15 protein-coding genes are annotated in these 20,309 nt (G+C 56.7%); 7 read left to right on the top strand and 8 right to left on the bottom strand.

Annotated elements, in window-relative coordinates; all coding sequences use genetic code 11:
• Positions 1-45: 45 nt before the first annotated feature.
• Complete coding sequence (gene osmB, locus AC6I8I_RS10075; protein ID WP_312054457.1) at positions 46-261, bottom strand: osmotically-inducible lipoprotein OsmB; 216 nt, start codon at positions 259-261, stop codon at positions 46-48.
• A 350-nt stretch (positions 262-611) separates the two neighbouring features.
• Here osmB and araD point away from each other — a divergent pair, with 350 nt between their 5' ends.
• The 3 genes from araD to AC6I8I_RS10060 all read left to right on the top strand — a co-directional run bounded on the left by araD (position 612) and on the right by AC6I8I_RS10060 (position 3,523).
• Positions 612-1,310, top strand: coding sequence for an L-ribulose-5-phosphate 4-epimerase (gene araD / locus AC6I8I_RS10070; RefSeq protein ID WP_312757108.1), 699 nt, complete (start codon positions 612-614; stop codon positions 1,308-1,310).
• Between the two features lie 218 nt (positions 1,311-1,528).
• Complete coding sequence (gene kdgT, locus AC6I8I_RS10065; RefSeq protein ID WP_312054460.1) at positions 1,529-2,512, top strand: 2-keto-3-deoxygluconate transporter; 984 nt, start codon at positions 1,529-1,531, stop codon at positions 2,510-2,512.
• Between the two features lie 144 nt (positions 2,513-2,656).
• A complete protein-coding gene (locus AC6I8I_RS10060) occupies positions 2,657-3,523 on the top strand; it encodes a crotonase/enoyl-CoA hydratase family protein (protein ID WP_031374543.1) in 867 nt (288 codons plus the stop codon).
• 12 nt (positions 3,524-3,535) lie between these two features.
• Here the strand turns inward: AC6I8I_RS10060 and pdeR are convergent, their stop codons facing one another.
• From pdeR to AC6I8I_RS10035, 5 genes are all read right to left on the bottom strand, one after another.
• Positions 3,536-5,521 (bottom strand): cyclic di-GMP phosphodiesterase, encoded by a 1,986-nt coding sequence (pdeR, locus tag AC6I8I_RS10055; RefSeq protein ID WP_312054463.1) that lies wholly within the window; start codon positions 5,519-5,521, stop codon positions 3,536-3,538.
• Positions 5,522-5,680: 159 nt separating this feature from the next.
• Positions 5,681-5,971, bottom strand: a complete 291-nt coding sequence (locus AC6I8I_RS10050) for a YbdD/YjiX family protein (protein ID WP_312054464.1) — start codon at positions 5,969-5,971, stop codon at positions 5,681-5,683.
• Complete coding sequence (locus AC6I8I_RS10045; protein WP_069728524.1) at positions 5,964-8,033, bottom strand: carbon starvation CstA family protein; 2,070 nt, start codon at positions 8,031-8,033, stop codon at positions 5,964-5,966. The genes AC6I8I_RS10050 and AC6I8I_RS10045 overlap by 8 nt, the downstream gene beginning before the upstream one ends.
• A gap of 186 nt (positions 8,034-8,219) precedes the next feature.
• A complete protein-coding gene (locus AC6I8I_RS10040; RefSeq protein ID WP_497827800.1) occupies positions 8,220-10,154 on the bottom strand; it encodes an exoribonuclease II in 1,935 nt (644 codons plus the stop codon).
• 113 nt (positions 10,155-10,267) lie between these two features.
• Positions 10,268-12,571 (bottom strand): FdhF/YdeP family oxidoreductase, encoded by a 2,304-nt coding sequence (locus AC6I8I_RS10035; protein WP_312054466.1) that lies wholly within the window; start codon positions 12,569-12,571, stop codon positions 10,268-10,270.
• Positions 12,572-12,833: 262 nt separating this feature from the next.
• Between AC6I8I_RS10035 and AC6I8I_RS10030 the strand changes: the two genes are divergently transcribed.
• The 4 genes from AC6I8I_RS10030 to AC6I8I_RS10015 all read left to right on the top strand — a co-directional run bounded on the left by AC6I8I_RS10030 (position 12,834) and on the right by AC6I8I_RS10015 (position 18,167).
• The gene (locus AC6I8I_RS10030; RefSeq protein ID WP_497827799.1) at positions 12,834-14,420 is read left to right on the top strand and encodes a PTS transporter subunit EIIC; all 1,587 of its coding nucleotides are present in this window, start codon (positions 12,834-12,836) and stop codon (positions 14,418-14,420) included.
• 178 nt (positions 14,421-14,598) lie between these two features.
• Positions 14,599-16,143 (top strand): methyl-accepting chemotaxis protein, encoded by a 1,545-nt coding sequence (locus AC6I8I_RS10025; RefSeq protein ID WP_312054470.1) that lies wholly within the window; start codon positions 14,599-14,601, stop codon positions 16,141-16,143.
• 231 nt (positions 16,144-16,374) lie between these two features.
• Positions 16,375-17,103 (top strand): YoaK family protein, encoded by a 729-nt coding sequence (locus AC6I8I_RS10020; RefSeq protein WP_497827798.1) that lies wholly within the window; start codon positions 16,375-16,377, stop codon positions 17,101-17,103.
• Between the two features lie 167 nt (positions 17,104-17,270).
• A complete protein-coding gene (locus AC6I8I_RS10015) occupies positions 17,271-18,167 on the top strand; it encodes a LysR family transcriptional regulator (RefSeq protein ID WP_497828651.1) in 897 nt (298 codons plus the stop codon).
• Between the two features lie 5 nt (positions 18,168-18,172).
• On the opposite strand, the gene AC6I8I_RS10010 is transcribed toward AC6I8I_RS10015, so the two are convergent.
• Complete coding sequence (locus AC6I8I_RS10010) at positions 18,173-19,279, bottom strand: CMD domain-containing protein (protein WP_497828628.1); 1,107 nt, start codon at positions 19,277-19,279, stop codon at positions 18,173-18,175.
• Positions 19,280-19,496: 217 nt separating this feature from the next.
• Entirely contained in the window at positions 19,497-20,285 is a 789-nt protein-coding gene (gene fabI, locus AC6I8I_RS10005; protein WP_312054475.1) for an enoyl-ACP reductase FabI, read from the bottom strand.
• Positions 20,286-20,309 lie beyond the last annotated feature (24 nt).

Below are 20,309 nucleotides of genomic sequence, written 5' to 3'. Positions count from 1 at the left end.
ACAGGTAGATGCTTAGCGTAGCCGATTATTATTTTAATACGGTCATTAATGGACCTGATGACCGATAATACCACCTACCGCAGCGCCGCCGACCGTGCCGAGCGCGCTACCGTTAGTCAGTACTGAACCCCCAATCGCACCCGCACCCGCGCCAATCGCGGTATTACGGTCGCGTTTAGACCAGTTAGAACAGCCGCTTAATGCGACAACTAATGTGGTAGCCAGTACAACTGCGGTGATTCGTTTCATTTTAATTGTCATAAACTTCTCCTTTAATGTGCTCACAGAGGCAACACCTTAAGTATAGCTCCGATATTTCCTCAACCCGCTTGTGCGCCCATTATTGCCGCTTCCCTGTCGGCATCGAAACAGGATTCACCATCGACACACTGTCTGTAGCGGGTGAGTGACAACGCCGGACCATCAGGACCACGCATTGCCTGAGGGAATTCTATGCATTCTGCGCCAATTACGAAGATAGACAATTCTGAAATTACGACACATTTTTGCATTCACAGCCATTTCCCTCTGCGTTTATAGCCATTTGCTCCATAACCTTTTTGCGTCGTAATCCGCAGAATTTAAGGACAATTGTCGGCAGGAGAAAAGGCATGCTGGAACAGCTTAAACAACAGGTTCTGGACGCGAATCTGGATCTACCTAAATACAACCTGGTGACTTTCACCTGGGGAAATGTCAGCGCGGTAGACCGCGAGCGGGGCTTACTGGTGATTAAACCCTCGGGCGTGCGTTATGAAGAGATGACGCGCGACGATATGGTGGTGGTTGAACTGGCGAGCGGCAAGGTGGTGGAAGGCGATAAACGTCCTTCGTCCGACACCGCCACCCATCGAGCACTCTATCTGGCCTGGCCTGAGGTCGGCGGTATCGTCCATACCCATTCCCGCCACGCGACCATCTGGGCGCAGGCAGGGCGAGCGATTCCCGCCTGGGGCACCACTCATGCCGATGATTTCTACGGCGAGATCCCCTGTACCCGGGCGATGCGCGATGACGAGATCCAGCAGCAGTATGAATGGAATACCGGTGAAGTGATTATTGAAACCTTTGCCCGGCGCGGCCTGTCACCTTCAGCGATACCGGCGGTGCTGGTTAATTCACACGGACCCTTTGCCTGGGGTAAAGATGCCCATGCGGCGGTGCACAGCGCGGTGGTGCTGGAAGAGGTAGCCTACATGGGGCTGTTCAGCCAGCAGCTGACGGCAAATCTGCCGCCGATTCAGCAAACCCTGCTTGACCTGCACTACCTGCGCAAGCATGGCGACAACGCCTGGTACGGGCAGAAATAATCGTCGGGACGCCTGCTGCGTCCCGTTTTTTTTAGCTCGGCTGCGACTGGTATGGCGATCGTGATCATACTTATCAAAACAATCAATCAATAAAAATAAAACACTGTTTCATTTTATCGAGGAGATCACTGTTTTCGTTACGCTCAGTCACTATTTTGCTTGCATCGCCTTCGGGCACTTTTCGCAGCTCCCACTGGCATAGCAAAGGTGACATCAATATGCATATCAAACGTGCAATAGACAAAATTCCTGGCGGCATGATGTTGATTCCGCTGTTTATCGGCGCGCTCTGTCATACCTTCTCTCCTGGTGCCGGAAAGTACTTTGGCTCTTTCACCAACGGCTTAATGACCGGCACCGTGCCGATTCTGGCAGTGTGGTTTTTCTGTATGGGGGCGTCGATCAAGCTAAGCGCCACCGGCACGGTGTTACGCAAGTCCGGCACGCTGGTGCTGACCAAAATTGCAGTGGCCTGGGTGGTGGCGGCTATTGCGTCGCGCGTAATGCCGGAGAACGGGGTTGAGGTCGGCATGTTTGCCGGTTTATCCACCCTGGCGCTGGTGGCGGCGATGGATATGACCAACGGCGGACTTTATGCCTCGATCATGCAGCAATACGGTTCCAAAGAGGAAGCGGGCGCATTTGTGCTGATGTCGCTTGAATCCGGTCCGCTGATGACCATGGTGATTCTCGGGACGGCAGGAATTGCGTCATTCGAGCCGCATGTGTTTGTCGGGGCGGTGCTGCCGTTTGTGGTGGGATTTGCATTAGGGAACCTTGATCCTGAACTGCGGGAATTCTTCGGCAAAGCGGTGCACACCCTGATCCCGTTCTTCGCATTTGCGCTGGGTAACACTATCAATCTGGCGGTGATCGTCGAAACCGGCCTGCTGGGCATCATGCTGGGCGTCGCGGTGATCATCATTACCGGCATCCCGCTGATTCTCACCGATCGACTGATTGGCGGCGGTGACGGCACGGCGGGCGTGGCCGCGTCCAGTACTGCCGGGGCTGCAGTAGCAACGCCGGTGTTGATTGCTGAAATGCTGCCGCAGTTTAAAGCGGTTGCGCCGGCGGCAACCGCGCTGGTGGCGACCTCGGTGATTGTCACCTCGGTGCTGGTGCCGATCATCACCGCCATTTATTCAAAACGCGTTAAGCGTATGCATGTCGCCATCGATCAACGCGCTGCCATCAAGTAACCCGCCTAATCAATCCCCGACAGGCCTGTCGGGGATCACTCTGGATTTTGTGTTGTAAATCAATCTCTCATTTGGTCTGGACTCACTCTGCATTACGCTGATGTGGCGTGTTAAGCGCATCAAATATAAACAGAGGATGAGACAATGACAGTTATTAACCAAGCAACGTGCAGATTATTTACCGAAGTCGGCAACACCACCCAGTTAGTCGCCTATTACGAGGAAGGACGACGCACCATGTGGATGATGTTGCGTGCTCAGCCGCGTCCCAGCTTCAACCACGAACTGATTGAGGAGATCATGAACCTGAGCTATGCCGCGCAGCGTTCCGGTTTGCCAATCGACTTCTGGGTGACGGGTTCGCTGGTGCCGCAGATGTTTAACGCCGGAGGTGACCTGCGCTTCTTTGTTGAGTGCATTCGCAATAACCGGCGCGAAGCGCTGCGGGCTTATGCCCGGGCCTGCGTTGACTGCATCCATTCAGCAGCTCGCGGCTTTGACACCGGCGCGGTCACGCTGGCGATGATTGAGGGCAGTGCTTTAGGCGGTGGCTTTGAAGCCGCGCTGGCGCACCACTTCATTCTGGCGCAGAACAACGCGCGGATGGGCTTCCCGGAAATTGCCTTTAACCTGTTCCCGGGCATGGGCGGCTATTCGCTGGTGGCACGTCGTGCCGGCATGAAGCTGGCCGAAGAGCTGATCTGTGAAGGGGAGTCGCACAGCGCGGAATGGTACGAAACACGCGGTCTGGTGGATAAAGTGTTTCAGCCAGGTGACAGCTATCGCGCCACCCGAACCTTTATCGATACCTTACGTCCGAAACTCAACGGCGTGCGGGCAATGCTGAAAGCGCGTCAGCGCGTGCTGCAATTGTCACGCGCTGAGCTGATGGACATTACCGAAGACTGGGTGGATTACGCCTTTACCATCGAACCCAAAGACATTGCTTATATGGAACGTCTGGTACAGTTACAAAACCGCCACAGCGCATCACTGCGTAAAGCGGGCTAGTAATTATCAGCGTTAAACGCGGGCAGGATGCTTAGCCAGCCAATGCCCAAATTGCTCCGCGGGCATTGGTTTTGCGTAGAGATAGCCCTGACGCCCGTCAACGCCACTTTTAAGGATAAACTTCTCTTCATCCCGGGTTTCAATACCCTCGGCAATCACCAGCAGGTCAAGCGCCTTGGCGACGGCGACGATGGCACGCACCAGCGATTGTGAAACCGGCTGCTTATTGATATTACGGATAAAACTTTGATCGAGCTTGATGGCGTTAATCGGGACCCGCGCCAGTTGTGACAGCGAAGAATAGCCGGTACCAAAGTCATCGAGATGCACCTGAGCCCCCAAATCCTGAAATTGTTTCATCAGCTTCAGCGCTTCGGTCTCATTTTCGATCAGGCAACTTTCGGTCAGCTCAATGTCGATTGGGCAATCGGTCAGACCGGCCTCGGTCAGCGCCTGTTTCAAATCGCTGTAGATACTTTGATCGATCAGCTGGCGGGCAGAGACGTTGACGGCCACCCGCAGATACACGCCGTCCTGACGCCAGGCGATAATTTGCTTCAGCACGTTAAGCATCACCCAGCGACCCAGCGGCACAATCAGACCAGACTCTTCGGCGTAGGGAATAAAGTCGCCCGGCGAGACCAGCCCGCGCTCCGGGGAAATCCAGCGAACCAGCGCTTCGGCGCTGCGCACTTTACCGTCGCTGTCGATCTTCGGCTGATAGTGAACAATCAGGTGATCCAGCTCGAGCGCTTTACGCAGGTTGGTGTCGAGCCACAGATACTCAAACACCCGCTGATTCATCTCAGCCGCAAACACGCAAAACTTGCCGCGGCCGTTCTCTTTCGCATGGTACATGGCGGTATCGGCGTTGCGGATCAGGCTTTCGCGATCTTCGCCATGCATCGGGGCGAGGGCGATACCGATCGAGCAGCCGCTGTAGACTTCAATCAGTCCGATGCGGAACGGCTGACGCAGCCGCTCGAGGATGCGGGAAGACATCGCCTCCAGTGCCGCCTGGCTGGTATGTTCGGCCAGCACTACAAATTCATCGCCGCCTAAACGACCCAGGGTCTGATCTTTGCCGAGACAGCTCAGGATCGCCAGCGACACCGCCTGCAGTAGCTGATCGCCAAACATATGACCGTAGGCGTCATTCACTTTCTTGAAATTGTCGAGATCGAGATAGACCACGCCGGTCTGATCGTCACCGGCCTGCTCCAGCGCCTGGCTCATTTGCTGATGAATCGCGTTGCGATTGGGTAATCCGGTCACCGTATCGGTGTTGGCCAGCACCCGCAGGCGTTCCTGGGCGCGGCGCTCCTCGGTTATGTCCGTGCCTGAACAGATGAGGAAAATTTCATTTTTGCCACTGCCGCTGTGAACGAACTTATTACGAAACAAGAACAGTCGCTGGCCTTTTCTGGTTTTCACCCAGCGCTCGACCTCATAGGAGTTACCATCCCGGAAGAAGCCGGCAATGTTACGTCGCGAGGCTGCGGCTTCCTGTTTGGTCATAAACAGCTGAAAGACATTCCGGCCTATCACCTCATGTTCATTCAGACCGGTATATTCTTCACTCAGGCGGTTAAAACGCTGGATGTTGCCACGCTGGTCGAGAATGACGATCACCGAATTGGCTTCGGAAACCACCTGTTCAGCGAATGAAAGGCCCAATGTCAAATCGCGCGCGACCGCGGCGGTATCGCCCCAGGCGGAGGCGGTTCCGGCCCATGAAGATTGGTTAACTTTGCGACCGACCAGATGCAGCGGAACCGCAACACCCTGTAACGGCAGCGTCAGATTAATACTTGAGGTAATGACCGGCATGGCCCGTATCATCGCAGCCTGGCCGGGGGTTAGCGGCAGGGCTATGTTGGTTAGTGACGACTCATCTTCGGCAAAATTCAGCGCATCGCTGTCCGCGGTCAGACGCCAATGAGGGCTGGTTGTACCAAACAAGGTGTACAACAACGTTTGCCCTTGTTCATCGGTCATGGAAACTTCCTCCGGGGAGTGCTCTGCAGGCGTTATCTCATTATTTTAGCAACAGTATTCATCATCCGACCTTAGTACAAGGCACAAACCAAATATATTTTGCTATCAAGATAAGAATGGCACAAAAAAGCCCCACTTCTGTGGGGCTTATTACGCTCATCAGCAGGGACATTTCCCCAGCTTACCGGCCTGGCTTGGGAAGCGGGCATCCAGGCAGTAACGGTGAAAATCGCGCTCATTCATTGGCGGCTGTTCAGGGTGATGCAGTCGCATATGCTGCAGGTATGTTTGATAATCCTGCACCCCGACCATTAAGCGAAAGCACTGTTGCAGGCCGCGCCACAGGGTCCGCCAGCGAAAGGGGGCCGCCTCGCGGGCCGCGACAAACTGGCAGTGATGAATCTGCCACTTGCCCTGCGGACGACGCACCGGATGAATCGCATCAGACATGACGCACCTCCTTATTACGCAGCGCGACCGTCGACTCATGCGTGGTCGGCAGGTTACTGCGCAGTGCCTTACGGATGACAAAGAAGGCGGCAATCAGCATTGTCACCGCCACCAGCATGAAGAAGCCGCACAGCGCCGCATTGATCTGGTTGCTGAAGACGATGGTCTGCATATCGGCCACGGTTTTCGCCGGGGCAATCAATACGCCTTCATCCAGCCCTTTACGGAACTTGCTGGCCTGAGCCAGAAAGCCGATTGACGGTTTTTCATGGAAAATTTTCTGCCATCCGGCGGTCATTGAGGTAATGAACAGCCAGATAGTTGGCAGGATGGTGACCCAGGCGTAGCGCTGCTTTTTCATTTTGAACAGCACCACGGTACCGAGGATCAGTGCCATTGACGCCAGCATCTGGTTGCCGATGCCAAACAGCGGCCACAGGGTGTTAATGCCGCCCAGCGGATCGACCACGCCCTGATAGACAAAGAAGCCCCAGCCCGCCACCGCGACTGTGGTACCGGCCATGTTACCGAGCCACGAGCGGTTATTTGCCAGCGAAGGCACCACGGTGCCGACCAGATCCTGCACCATAAAACGGCAGGCGCGGGTACCCGCATCCACCGCGGTCAGGATAAACAGCGCTTCAAACAGAATGGCGAAGTGATACCAGAACGCCATCATCGCCCGGCTGTTAAAAATGTCGGTAATGATGTGCGCCATCCCGACGGCAAAGGTTGGTGCGCCACCGGCACGCGACAGGATAGAGCCTTCACCCACATCGCGGGCAATGCCGCTCAGCATCTCTGGCGTCACCACAAAGCCCCAGCCGTTGATCACCTGTGAGGCGCTCTCAACGGTGGTGCCGATCAGCGCAGCCGGTGAGTTCATGGCGAAATAGACGCCTGGGTCCAGCACCGAGGCGCAAATCAGCGCCATGATCGCCACGAAAGACTCCATCAGCATCGCCCCGTAACCAATGAAGCGAATATGGCTTTCACGCTCCACCAGTTTCGGTGTGGTGCCGCTCGACACCAGCGCATGGAAGCCGGAGATGGCACCACAGGCAATAGTGATAAACAGGAATGGGAACATTGCGCCGGAGAAGACCGGGCCGCTGCCGTCGATAAATTTGGTCACCGCCGGCATTTTCATCTCAGGCATGGCAAACACGATGCCAATCGCCAGCCCGACAATCACGCCAATTTTGAGGAAGGTAGACAGGTAATCACGCGGAGCCAGCAGCAGCCAGACCGGCAGGACCGAGGCAATGAAGCCGTAAATCACCAGAACCCAGGTGAGCGAAGTACCTTTCAGGGTGAAAAACGGCCCCCAGTAAGGATGCTGCGCTACGTCGCCGCCATAGATAATCGCCGCCATCATCAGCACAAAGCCAATCAGCGACACTTCAGCGATTTTTCCGGGGCGGATAAAGCGCATGTAAACGCCCATAAACAGCGCGATAGGAATGGTGGCGGCGATGGTAAACAGTCCCCACGGGCTGTTGGCTAGCGCCTTAACCACCACCAGCGCCAGCGCCGACAGAATGATGATCATCACGCCAAGCGCGCCGAGCATGGTGACCACACCGGCAAAGGCACCCAGTTCCTGCCGTGCCATCTCGCCCAGCGAGCGGCCATCGCGGCGGGTAGAGATAAACAGGATCAGAAAGTCCTGTACCGCACCGGCCAGCATCACCCCGACCAGAATCCATATGGTGCCGGGCAGGAAGCCCATTTGTGCCGCCAGGATCGGCCCGACCAGCGGACCGGCACCGGCAATGGCCGCGAAGTGGTGACCAAACAGCACCCACTTGTTGGTTGGCACATAATCGAGACCGTCATTCAGCCGCTCGGCGGGTGTCAGGCGGCGATCATCCAGTTCAAAAATATTGCGGGCAATAAACAGGCTGTAGAAGCGATAGGCGATGCTGTAGCAGGCCACCGCCGCAATCACCAGCCAGACTGCGTTGACGTGTTCGCCGCGGCTGAGTGCCAGCATAGCGAAAGCGCCCGCGCCGATTAACGCCACCACTAACCAGATCGCGCCGGTTTTGACGTTTTTCATGACTAACTCCTTGTGAGGATCGAGAGAGATGCGATCGAAAACAACGAGTCAAACTTAATGTAATGGAATGTAAGTGAAAGTTAATCGAGGAAGAAGTGTGAAGCGGGGTACAAATTTAACATTTTTGCAAAGCAGAGGCGGTGGGAATGGACGGGATAACCAGGGTTATCCCGTCAGATTTCAGACTTAAACGGCGGGGCGAGCCACCACGCTACGGGTTTCCATCCGGACTTCCGCAATGGTGACATCGATAACGTCAGTGACACGGTAAACCACTTCGCCTTTGATCTGCACGGTGCCATTTTCCTGGCTGCAGACCAGTTCATCACGCACCGCGTGGATGAACGGGGCCGGGATAAACGCGACCGCACCGAACTCCAGCAGGCGCACCCGCATGCCGCCGCGCGACACGTCGATGATCTCCGCGCTAAAGCGACGGTCGGTTGCCGCGAACGGTGCCAGGTAGCGGGCATAGAGCCAGTCACCGACATCGCGCTCCGCCATGCGGTTGAGGCGACGACGTTCACTCATGGTGACGGTCAGCGCTTCATCCGGACGGGCGATCTGATCGCCACGAATGATCGCTTTCAGCAGGCGATGGTTGATCATATCGCCAAACTTACGGATCGGTGAGGTCCAGGTGGCGTAGGCTTCAAGGCCGAGACCAAAGTGCGGACCCGGCTCGGTGCTGATCTCAGCAAAGGTCTGGAAGCGACGGATGCGGCTGTCAAGGAACTGGGTCGGCTGGGCATCCAGCTCACGGCGCAGCACGCGGAAACCTTCCAGCGTGGTAATCGCCTGAGCATCGACGCTGATACCGTGGTTAGCCAGCACGGCGGCAGCCTGTTCGGCGTTGGTGCTATCGAAACCGGCATGCACGTTATAGATACCGAAACCGAGCGTATCACGCAGCACTTTAGCCGCGCAGACGTTAGCCAGAATCATCGACTCTTCAACGATACGATTGGCGATGCGGCGAGGCTCAGCCACGATCTCCAGTACTTCGCCTTTCTCACCCAGCAGGAAGCGGTAGTCAGGGCGATCTTTGAACACCAGCGCATGGGTCTGACGCCATTCGCTGCGTGCCAGACAGAGACGGTGCAGCAGACGGATTTGCTCAGCAATTGCCTCGCTTTCCGGCTGCCACTCACCGCTGTTTTCCAGCCAGTCAGACACCTCGTCATATGCCAGTTTGGCTTTGGACTCGATCCAGGCAGCAAAGAACTGTGGATCATCAGCCAGGCTGCCATCCGGGCTGACGGTGACGCGGCAGGCCAGCGCGGGACGACGCACATGCGGACGCAGCGAGCAGACGTCATCGGAAAGCTGACGCGGCAGCATCGGAATATTAAAGCCCGGCAGATAGTTGGTGAAGGCACGCTGCGCCGCCAGTTTATCCAGCTGACTACCTTCCGGCACGTAGGCGGTAGGATCGGCGATAGCCACGGTCAGGCGCAACGCGCCATCTTCCAGCGCTTCAACGTAGAGCGCATCATCCATATCTTCGGTGCTGGCACTGTCGATGGTGACAAAATCCAGCGCGGTCAGATCTTCACGCGTCAGATCTTCATCCAGCATTTCGCCAAAGCTGACATCAGGCGCTTCACGCTCAAGGTTATGACGCGACAGCGTCACCCACCATGGCGCGAGGTGATCGTCAGCTTTAACAATGAAATCGGTCAGTTCGGCATAAAAACCGCGATCGCCTTTCAGCGGATGGCGGCGCATCTCAGCGACGGCCCAGTCACCATTCTCAAACTCATGCGTCAGTCCACGCACCGGACGGCACTGAATGGCGTCCTTCAGCAGCGGATGATCCGGCACGATGGACAGGCGATCGTCTTTTTTCTGTACCCGGCCAACAAAGCGGCTCAGGAACGGCTCAACCAGCGTTTCTGGCTCAGCGCTTTCACGATCTTTATCGCTGTGGATCACGGCAACGATACGGTCACCGTGCATCACTTTCTTCATCTGCGGGGGCGGGATGAAGTAGCTTTTTTGTGCATCGACTTCCAGGAAGCCGAAGCCTTTTTCGGTGCCTTTAACGACGCCTTCAGCGCGAGGCGTTTGCGAGTGGAGCTTCTCTTTCAGCTGCGCGAGCAGCGGGTTATCCTGGAACATAATTTTTACGTTTCGTGGCCTATTAGCGGCTGACAGTTTTACGCGAATCGACGCCGCGCGGCAAGGCAAAAAGCCGGGCAAGCCGGCTTTTAAGGGGGCAGAACTGACCGCGATCAGGCAATGCGTTGGTCGGCCAGCGCCGATGACAGTTCAAGTTTAACCGGCACCGATTTCGAGGTCGGCGTACCGCTGCCATCGCCAAAGCTGTTCAGCGGCACCAGCGGGTTAGTTTCCGGATAATAGGCCGCCAGATTGCCGCGTGGAATATTGTACGGCACCAGCTTAAATCCGCTGACGCGGCGGGTGATGCCATCATTCCACAGGGTTTCAATATCGACATTCTGGCCTTCCGTGAAGCCTAAATCCGCCATGTCGTCCGGGTTGATAAACACCACTTCACGCTGACCAAACACCCCGCGATAACGGTCATCAAGGCCGTAAATGGTGGTGTTGTACTGGTCGTGTGAACGCAGGGTCTGCAGGGTGAATGGCACTTCCTGATCCAGATTCGGGAACAGCGAGGCCGGCAGCGCCGCAGCGCTGAACTCGGCTTTGCCACTGGCGGTATTGAAGCGCAGTTCCGCCGCTGCGTTACCAAGGTAAAAGCCGCCCGGGATATCGCATTTAGCGTTAAAGTCAGCAAAGCCTGGAATAGTGGCGGCGATGTGCTCGCGGATCAGGTTGTAATCGCCTGCCAGCGCCAGCCACTTCACTTTCTCATCACCCAGCACCGCATGGGCGATACCGGCCACAATCGCGGTTTCAGAACGCTGAGTCTCTGCCAGCGGAATACCAATCCCCTCAGAGGCGTGCACCATACTGAATGAATCTTCCACCGTGATGAACTGGTTGCCGGTGGCCTGACGGTCACGCTCGGTACGGCCCAGCGTCGGCAGGATTAACCCTTCGTGACCCGGCACCAGATGGCTGCGGTTCAGTTTGGTGCTGATGTGAACCGTCAGTCCACAGCGTGACAAGGCTTCCTCGGTGCGCGGCGAGTCCGGCGCAGCGGCGGCCAGGTTACCTCCCAGCGCGATCAGCACTTTCACTTCGTCACGCAGCATCGCATTCAGCGCTTCCACGGTGTTGTGACCGTGGGCGCGTGGCGGTTCAAAGTTGAAGTGGTTACCCAGCGCATCAAGAAACGCCGGCGACGGTTTTTCATCAATGCCCATGGTGCGGTTGCCCTGCACGTTACTGTGACCACGCACCGGGCACAGGCCTGCGCCTTTTTTGCCCAGCTGGCCGAACAGCAGCTGCAGGTTAGTGATTTCACGCACCGTATCAACCGAATGCTTATGCTGGGTAATGCCCATCGCCCAGGTGCAGATCACCCGGTCGGCACTCTGGTAAATCGCTGCGGCTTCGCGGATTTGCGCCTGGGTCAGCCCCGACTGCGCCACAATCTGCATCCAGTCGGTGTTATCAACCGCCTCAATATAGGCTTCAATGCCGTTGGTTTTGGCATTAATAAAGGTCTGATCGAACAGGCCGCTTTCACCGGCGGCCAGCCGGGCGCGATGCGTTTCCAGCAGGCATTTCACCATACCGCGCACCGCCGCCATATCGCCGCCGAGGTTAGGCTGGTAATAGGAGGAGCTGATGGTGCCCGCCATCGAGGTCACCACTTCCAGCGGTTTTTGCGGATCGGCAAAACGTTCCAGGCCGCGCTCACGCAGGGTATTAAACGTGACGATTTTCGCGCCGTGGTCGGCAGCATGACGCAGGCTGTGCAGCATGCGCGGATGGTTAGTGCCGGGGTTCTGACCGAAGACGAAAATGGCATCCGCATGGTCAAAGTCATCCAGACGAATGGTGCCTTTACCGACGCCGATACTGCGCTTCAGGCCGGTCCCGCTCGCTTCATGACACATGTTGGAGCAGTCAGGGAAGTTGTTGGTGCCCATCAGGCGGCCAAACAGTTGATAGAGCCACGACGCTTCATTACTGGCACGACCGGAAGTGTAGAGCTCCATCTGATCCGGGTTGTCCATCGCCTTAATGTGGCGGGCGATCAATGCAAACGCATCATCCCAGCTGATTGGCTCATAGTGGTCGGTTTCGGCGTTGTAGCGCAGCGGATGGGTCAGACGACCCTGATATTCGAGAAAATAGTCGCTCTGGGTATAGAGCGTAGTCACGCTGTGACGGGCAAAGAATTCACTGTCAACCACCCGGCGGGTCGCTTCCCAGGTCACCGCTTTGGCGCCGTTTTCGCAGAAGCTGAAGGTACTCTTATTGTCATCGCCCCAGGCACAGCCCGGACAGTCAAAACCGCGAGCTTTATTCATGCGCATCAGGTTGCGCATATTTTTCAGGGCCGCTTTGCTGTCAAGAACGAAACGCGTGGTGGCTTCCAGTGAACCCCAGCCGCCCGCAGCCGCGCGATAGGGTTTGATTTGGCGTTTAAATTTCATATTGAGTGCAGGCTTTTTTATAGTAGGAAGTATTGTAGATAGTTTGTTATCAGGTTATGGCCTGATGGTGAAGGGGAGTGTGCAATTATCATCAAATCTTGTCTAATTGATTGACTTAATGGTGCGATAGCTGGCGTTTATCATGCATCGGCCAGAATTGTGATGCTGCTCAAATTTTACCCGCCTGTAACCAGCCGATAACGGGAGTTCTTTTCACAACGCGCTAATACTTGCTGTTCACAACAGAAGAGGGCGCGACACGATGAAACAGCTGACCAGCCAGATTCATGCGTTCGGCAAAGCGTTAATGATGCCAATCTCGGTGATCGCCGCGGCGGGGATCTTTCTCGGTCTGGCGGCGGCAATGCAAAACCCGGCTGTCACCGGCGATGCCTTTGCACAGATGCAGGTGCCGCAGTTAATTATCGGCTTTATTCGCAAGGTGGCGGGGGCGCTGTTCGCGAACCTGCCGGTGTTCTTTGCGGTTGCTAGCGCCATCGGACTGGCAAAGGCGGAAAAACCGACCGCCGCCTTTGCCGCCGTTATCGGCTATATCGCTATGAACGTCGGCATTAACGCCACGCTGGCGGTCAAAGGCATCACGGCGGCCACCACCACGCCGCAGGCGTTACAGCAGGCCGGTCTGGATCAGACCAGCGCGATGATGACCTCCGCGGAATATATTGAGATGCTGGGTGTGTTCACCTACAACATGAGCGTGCTGGGCGGGGTGATTGCCGGGCTGGCGACGGTGGCGCTGCATAATCGCTTCTACACCCAGCAGTTGCCGACGGCGATCAGTTTCTTCGGCGGACGACGCTTTGTGCCGATCGTCACCGTGGTCTGTCTGCCACTGATTGGGGTGCTGCTGGCGATGATCTGGCCGACCATCGGCAACGGCATTGCGTGGATTGGCCAGATGATCGGCAAAAGCGGCCAGTACGGCGCTTTTCTGCTCGGAGCGTTTGAACGCATCCTGATCCCCACCGGTCTGCACCATATCCTCAATGAAACGGTGCGCTTTACGCCGATTGGCGGTATGGCAATAGTTGACGGCCAGACCATCGTCGGCGCGCTGAATATCTTCAACACCTCACTGACCCATCCGGGGCTGATCCCGGACGAAACGCTGCGCACCGCTACCCAGTTTCTGGCGCAGGGCAAAATTCCGGTAATGATGTTCGGCCTGCCAGCGGCCGCGCTGGCGATCTACCATACTGCGCGGCCCGAACATAAGCAGCGGGTCAAAGCGCTGGTGCTGGCCGGGGCGTTAACCTCATTCACCACCGGCATCACCGAGCCGCTGGAGTTCTGTTTTATCTTCGTTTCACCGGTGCTCTACCTGCTGCACGCGTTTCTCACCGGGCTGTCATTTATGCTGATGTCGATGCTGCATCTGATGATCGGCAACGTGCAGGGCGGGATTATCGATCTGGTGGTATTCGGCGTGCTGGGCGGCGCAAAAACCCACTGGTGGTGGACGCTGGTGCTGGGTGTGATTTATGCGCCTGTCTACTATTACGCCTTCCGCCTGGTGATCACCCGGATGAACGTTGAAACGCCGGGACGGGAAACGGATGATGAGAAACCGCAGCAGGTGTCGGGTGACGAACGCACCCAGGTGATCATCAGCGGGCTGGGCGGACAGGCCAATATCGAGGATGTCGATTGCTGCTTTACCCGGCTGCGGGTGCGGGTAAAAGATATGAAAGAGGTGGTCGATCAAACCCTGATGAGCACCGGTGCCAACGGCGTAAATCGGGTCAGCGACAACGACGTGCAGGTGATTTATGGCCCGCAGGTGGAGAAAATCGCCAATCAGGTGAAGATGGCGCTCGGCGTGGCGTAGCAGCCGCTGCGCCAATTACCGGTTTACAGCCCGATCTTATCGGGCTGTAACACGCTGTTTGTTCAGCTATTTACCCGACAGCCGTCTGACTTATTGTCACTATAAAAAGTCGTACCCTAATGGGGTTACTTTTCAGGCCGATATAGCTATTAATCCTTTTACACTTTGGAACGTTGCTATGTCGTTAAAAAAATCTTCTCTGCTGATCTTCTCTTTTCTGCTGGCGCTGTTTCTCACCAGCGTAGCCATCAGTACCTGGCTACTGATTCAGAGCAATCAGTCGTTAAATGCGGTTAACAAAGAGATCCGCGTGGTGTTGTCAGTTATCGACCCGATTAACCACAGCCGCACGCTGCGCGTGCGTCTGATGGAATACATGAAAGAGATTGAGGGCAGCGAGGCAAATAATCCGGCTGCCTTAGAGAGCGTAAGGACCGTTGCCGGCAAAGCTGATGCTGCCTTTAACGCCTACATGAACGCGCCACGCCTGCCGGGTGAAGACGCAGAGGCCGATGCTTATCGCCAGGCTTATCAGGCATACCGCCAGCAGGGGCTTCAGCCGCTGATTGAGGCCGCTGAAGCGCACGATCAGCAGCGGTTCAAAAACCAGATCGCTAACGTGGTGCGGCTGGATCGCCAGTATGAAATTATCCTCGATCGGGTACTGGCCCAGCATGAAGCCTATGCGAAAAAGCTCAACACCGATGCGCAAAGCCACTTCACCTCAGGCATCACGCTGCTGGCTATCTTTGGCATTCTGTTTTTTGCCATCATCATGGCGATCTATCTGTTCATGAAACGCTATGTGCTGTCACCGCTTAACGATGCGCAGGCGCACTGTAAGCTGATTGCTGCCGGTGTGCTTGATAGCGCGGTGCCGGTGAAAGCCGGTTCCCGTAGCGAAATCCAGCAGCTGATGGCCTCGCTGGAGCAGATGCGCAGCGCCCTGACCGCGATTATTCTGCAGGTGCGTGACTCCACCCGCTCGGTCTCTGGCGCGTCACAGGAGATCGCCGCCGGTAATATCGATCTCGCCTCGCGCACTGAACAACAGGCAGCGGCGCTGACTGAGACTGCCGCCAGCATGGAGCAGCTGGGCGCCACGGTAAAACAGAATACCGAAAACGTGTTTGAAGCCTGCCGCCTGACCAGTGAAGCGGTCAAAAATGCCGAAAGCGGTGAGAAAGTGTCGCAGGAAGTGGTGGTATCAATGGAGCTGATTAACGCCAGCTCGAAGAAGATTGAAGAGATCACTACCGTGATCGACAGCATCGCTTTCCAGACCAACATTCTGGCGCTGAATGCGGCGGTTGAAGCGGCCAGAGCCGGAGAACAGGGGCGCGGTTTTGCGGTGGTGGCAGGTGAGGTGCGTAATCTGGCCCAGCGCAGCGCCGTGGCGGCGAAAGAGATAGAAACGCTGATCGCTGAATCGGTGGCGATTATTCATGCCGGTTCCGATCAGGTCAGCCGCACCGGTGATGCCATGAACGCCATCATCTCCTCGGTCAGCCGGGTTAATCAGCTGATGGAGCATATCTCCACCGCATCAGACGAACAGAGTCGCGGCATCGGACAGATCGAACAGGCGGTGACTGAGATGGACAGCGTGACGCAGCAGAACGCCGCGCTGGTGCAGGAATCGGCCGCTGCCTCGGCTTCGCTTGAAGAGCAGGTGCGCTATCTGACGCAGTCGGTTTCCACCTTCCGCCTGTCAGCCAGCTAACCGGCAGAGCCGTGCTGGATGCAGGGCGGCACTGGCGCGGCGATACTCTCGCGGAGGTACTTTAGCAGCGGTAGTATGGCGGCGGTAATCGGACGGCGGCAAGCGAACGACAGATTCTGGCGGTTGGCTGAAGCGGCGCAGGGTAAATCTGTTTTGTCCGAACCGGTAACTTGTTTGCGATAAAAAATCGGCGGATTATACCCGCAATAATGACCCGGATTCGTAGGTTCCATGCTGATTACCACTGAGGATGCACGCAGCCACAGCGCCGATAGCCGACTGGCCTGCACCCTGGCCGCCGCCGCAGGCGCGCTAAATGCCGCCGCATTTGAGATTGTCGGCTTTTTCTCCGCTAACATGACCGGCAACGTCTCATCACTGTCCGATCATCTGGCAAAAGCCAATCTCGGCGCGGGGCTGTTTTTCCTGTCGGTCGTTTGTCTGTTCATTACCGGTTCGCTGATCTCAACGCTGGTGATTAATTCAGGCCGCCGCCGCAATATTCGCAGCATCTATGCGTTCGTCATTCTGGCCGAAGGCTTAGCGCTGGTTTTTCTCGGCGTGGCCGAACGCTTTTTCACTCCGGACTCGCCGGGGGTGGTGCTGATCATGAGCCTGAGTTTTTTGATGGGTTTGCAAAATGCGGTGGTGACGCGGATCTCAAATGCCCGGGTGCGCACCACGCACGTCTCCGGTACCGCCACCGATATCGGTATTGAGCTGGCGATGCTGTATGAGGTGTTACGGCGCAAAGTCTCACCTAAAGAGGCACCGCTTTATCTGGATCGTCTGCGGCTGCATGGCCTGACGCTGCTCTCATTTCTCGCTGGCGGCGTAGCGGGCATATGGCTGTATAAAGGGCTGGGATATGGTTTTTTGCTGCCGGTCGGGGTCGGGTTAATCGCGCTGGCGCTGAAGGCGATATTCAGGCCAGCGGCGGATCGAAAAGGCGCGGTGTAACCCGCTGATGGCTCGCCGACGCCGATGATAAATGCAATGCCAGAATGCACATTGCGGTTAACAATAAAACGCCGGATGGCGCTAAAATTAACCGTCATAAACGGGCTTAAGCCCGCAATCAAAAAAACATCGTTGATTCAACTTCAACCTGCTAACGGGTCATTAACATCGACATCAAACAATTAATTTACCTGTGTAATCTCGAACGCGAACGCCATTTTGGCCGGGCCGCCGAAGCCAGTTTTGTCACCCAGCCGACCCTGTCGATGCGCCTGAAAAATCTGGAGCGTGAGCTGGGCCTGTCGCTGATTAATCGCAGCAATAACTTTGCCGGTTTTACCCCGGAAGGCGATCGGGTGCTGGCGTGGGCGCGGGAAATCGTCTCGGTTTACCAGGGACTGAAGCTGGAAGTAGAGTCGCTGAAGCATGGGGTCAATGGCACCCTGCGACTCGGGGTGGTGCCACAGTGCAGCGTGGCGTTGCCGCTGCTGCTAAAGGCGGTGCAGGCGCGTTATCCGCAGCTTGATTACCGGATCGCGGTGCTGAGCGCCGACCAGCTGCTGGAGGCGCTTAACAGCCACACCGTGGATGTTGGCATCGGCTTTTTTGAGATGGCTACGCTGCGCGAACTCCATTTTCAGACGGCAATGCTGGCCGATCGTGGGGTCGAGGCGATCTTCCATCCCGATCATTTTCCCGATCTGGTCTCTGCTGTGCCGCTCACGCTCAGTGAACTGGCGCAGCAGCCGCTCTGCCTGGCCGAACAGACGCGTTACTTTCGCCGCTATCTCGACATGGCGTTTCGCGAAGCGTCGCTGGTGCCGCGGGTAATTGTCGAAAGTGCCTCGGTGATGCAGCTAATGCAGTGCGCGCAGGTCGGGCTGGGATTACTGGTCTCACCGGTCGGCCATTTGCTGCCTGCTTCCCTGCAGGGATTACAGCAGCGGCCGATTACGCTGCCGCCGATGGCGCGCGAAGCGGCGCTGGTGATTGCCGAACCGGGACGCGCGACGCCTCTGGCGCAGCATTTTTTCGACGAAGCGCGCGGGCAGTTACCGGTTTAACCGGCTTACTGCGCCTCGCCCAGCGCATAACAGAGACGGCTGTTCCAGTTACCGATCGCCACCGACTGAATCAGATCAAACAGGGCATCGGCTGACCAGCCTGCCTCCGCCAGCGGTTGCAGATGTGCGGCACTGAACCGCTCCGGCGCACGAGTCAGCTGGGCAGCCAGGGCGATAATTTGCCGCTGAATCTCAGGCGCTTCCGCCTCATCCACGCCCGCTATTAACGCCTCGACGCCTGACAGTTGCTGGAAAGCCCAGCGACTGCCAAGGATACGCGCAGCGGTCGCTTCGGCCAGCGGCTGACCAGCAGACAGCTGCTGACGCAGCATTACCCAGCCATACAATACCGGGGCATCATGCGCCAGCAACCACACCGCATCCTGCATGCCGGCCAGCGCCTGACTGCGGGTCACCGCCGCCAGCTGTTCGGCACTGGCGTAGCGCAGCTCCAGCGGTTTCAGCGCCGGACGCCAGACGGTTGGTTTGCCAAAGCCCGCCGCATCCGCATCTGGCGGCGGCGTAGTGCCGGGCAGCCAGCGTACCGGCTGGGCCTGCAGCGCCTGCAGTCCGGCGACCACTCGTGCCTGATAGCTGACAAAGCCGATCAGCTGATTGAGCGTCACGATGTCCGGCTCGGTCAGTCCCACCGCATCAAGCGCGGTAATGGCACTGGCGGTAATCAGCTCCGGCTGCATCGCCAGCTGACGAGCATACTGGGTAATCTGGGTCAGGCGGTTATTGCTCTCACGGGATGAATCCGGCCCCGGCAGGGGATTGAGGCGCGCCGAGTAGTGATTACACAGGCGCTGGACGCCCGCCACCTGGGCGACGGTCAGGGCGGTACTCAGGCGATCGTAAAGGGTCAGCGTGTGGGTCAGCGAGGTCACAACGCGGTCGGGGAACAGCAGCTGTGCCAGATCGCGCGCCGCCAGCAAGGCGGGCTGGTTAGCGCGTAACAGTGACGGCAGCTGATCGTTAACACATCCCAGCAGAAAACGGTCATCGATATCGGCGGCTTCAGGGACCAGCGGCGCGGCCTGCGAAGTACGTGGACTGGTCTGGCTCTCGTAAAACCAGTGGTTATGGCCCGGATAGCGGCGTTGTTCCATGATCAATCCTTTTGCAAAATTCTGGTTCGGCATGCAGGCGGCAGAATCTGAAAAAATGCATAAACCGAAGGGCAGACGTATCGTCGCCGAAGGCCAGGCCTGGGCAAAAGAATGATCGGTGATAATTAATAGCGTTACGGTATAACGAGAGGAAAATCAGGCAGGAAGGGGCGAGAGGCAGTAAAGAAGAGGGCGAGTCAGACTCGCCCTTGAGAACTTATTTCAGTTCCAGTTCATTCATTGCGGCGATGCTGAAGCCGCCATCAACGTGAACGATTTCACCGGTGATGCCGCCCGCCAGATCGGAGCAAAGGAAGGCGGCTGAGTTGCCGACATCTTCAATGGTGACGGTACGACGAATCGGGGTAACCGCTTCGCAGTGCGCCAGCATCTTACGGAAATCTTTAATGCCTGATGCCGCCAGTGTACGGATTGGACCAGCAGAAACGGCGTTCACACGGACGCCTTCCGGACCCATCGCATTGGCCATATAACGCACGTTAGCTTCCAGCGACGCTTTCGCCAGGCCCATCACGTTATAGTTCGGAATGGCGCGCTCAGCACCCAGGTAAGAGAGGGTCAGCAGCGCAGAGTGTGGATTCAGCATCGCACGGCACTCTTTGGCCATCGCAACGAAGCTGTAGGCACTGATGTCATGGGCGATTTTAAAGCCTTCGCGGGTTACGGCATTCACATAATCACCATCCAGCTGGTCGCCAGGGGCGAAGCCGATGGAGTGAACGAAACCGTCAAATTTCGGCCAGGTTTTTGCCAGTTCAGTGAACAGGGATTTGATGCTCTCATCTTCGGCTACGTCACACGGCAGAACGATGTCTGAACCCAAATCTTTAGCAAACTCTTCCACACGACCTTTTAATTTGTCGTTCTGGTAGGTGAAAGCCAGTTCTGCGCCCTGTTTGTGCATCGCCTGTGCAATACCGTAGGCGATGGAAAGTTTACTGGCAACGCCAGTAATCAGAATGCGCTTACCGGAAAGAAAACCCATAGCTGTAATCCTTATGGTCATTGT

The organism is Pantoea sp. X-Soil-YNGN-775 (genome assembly GCF_059730575.1).
The sequence above is the reverse complement of the archived record's forward strand: the minus strand, read 5'-3'. Positions and strand labels throughout refer to the sequence as shown.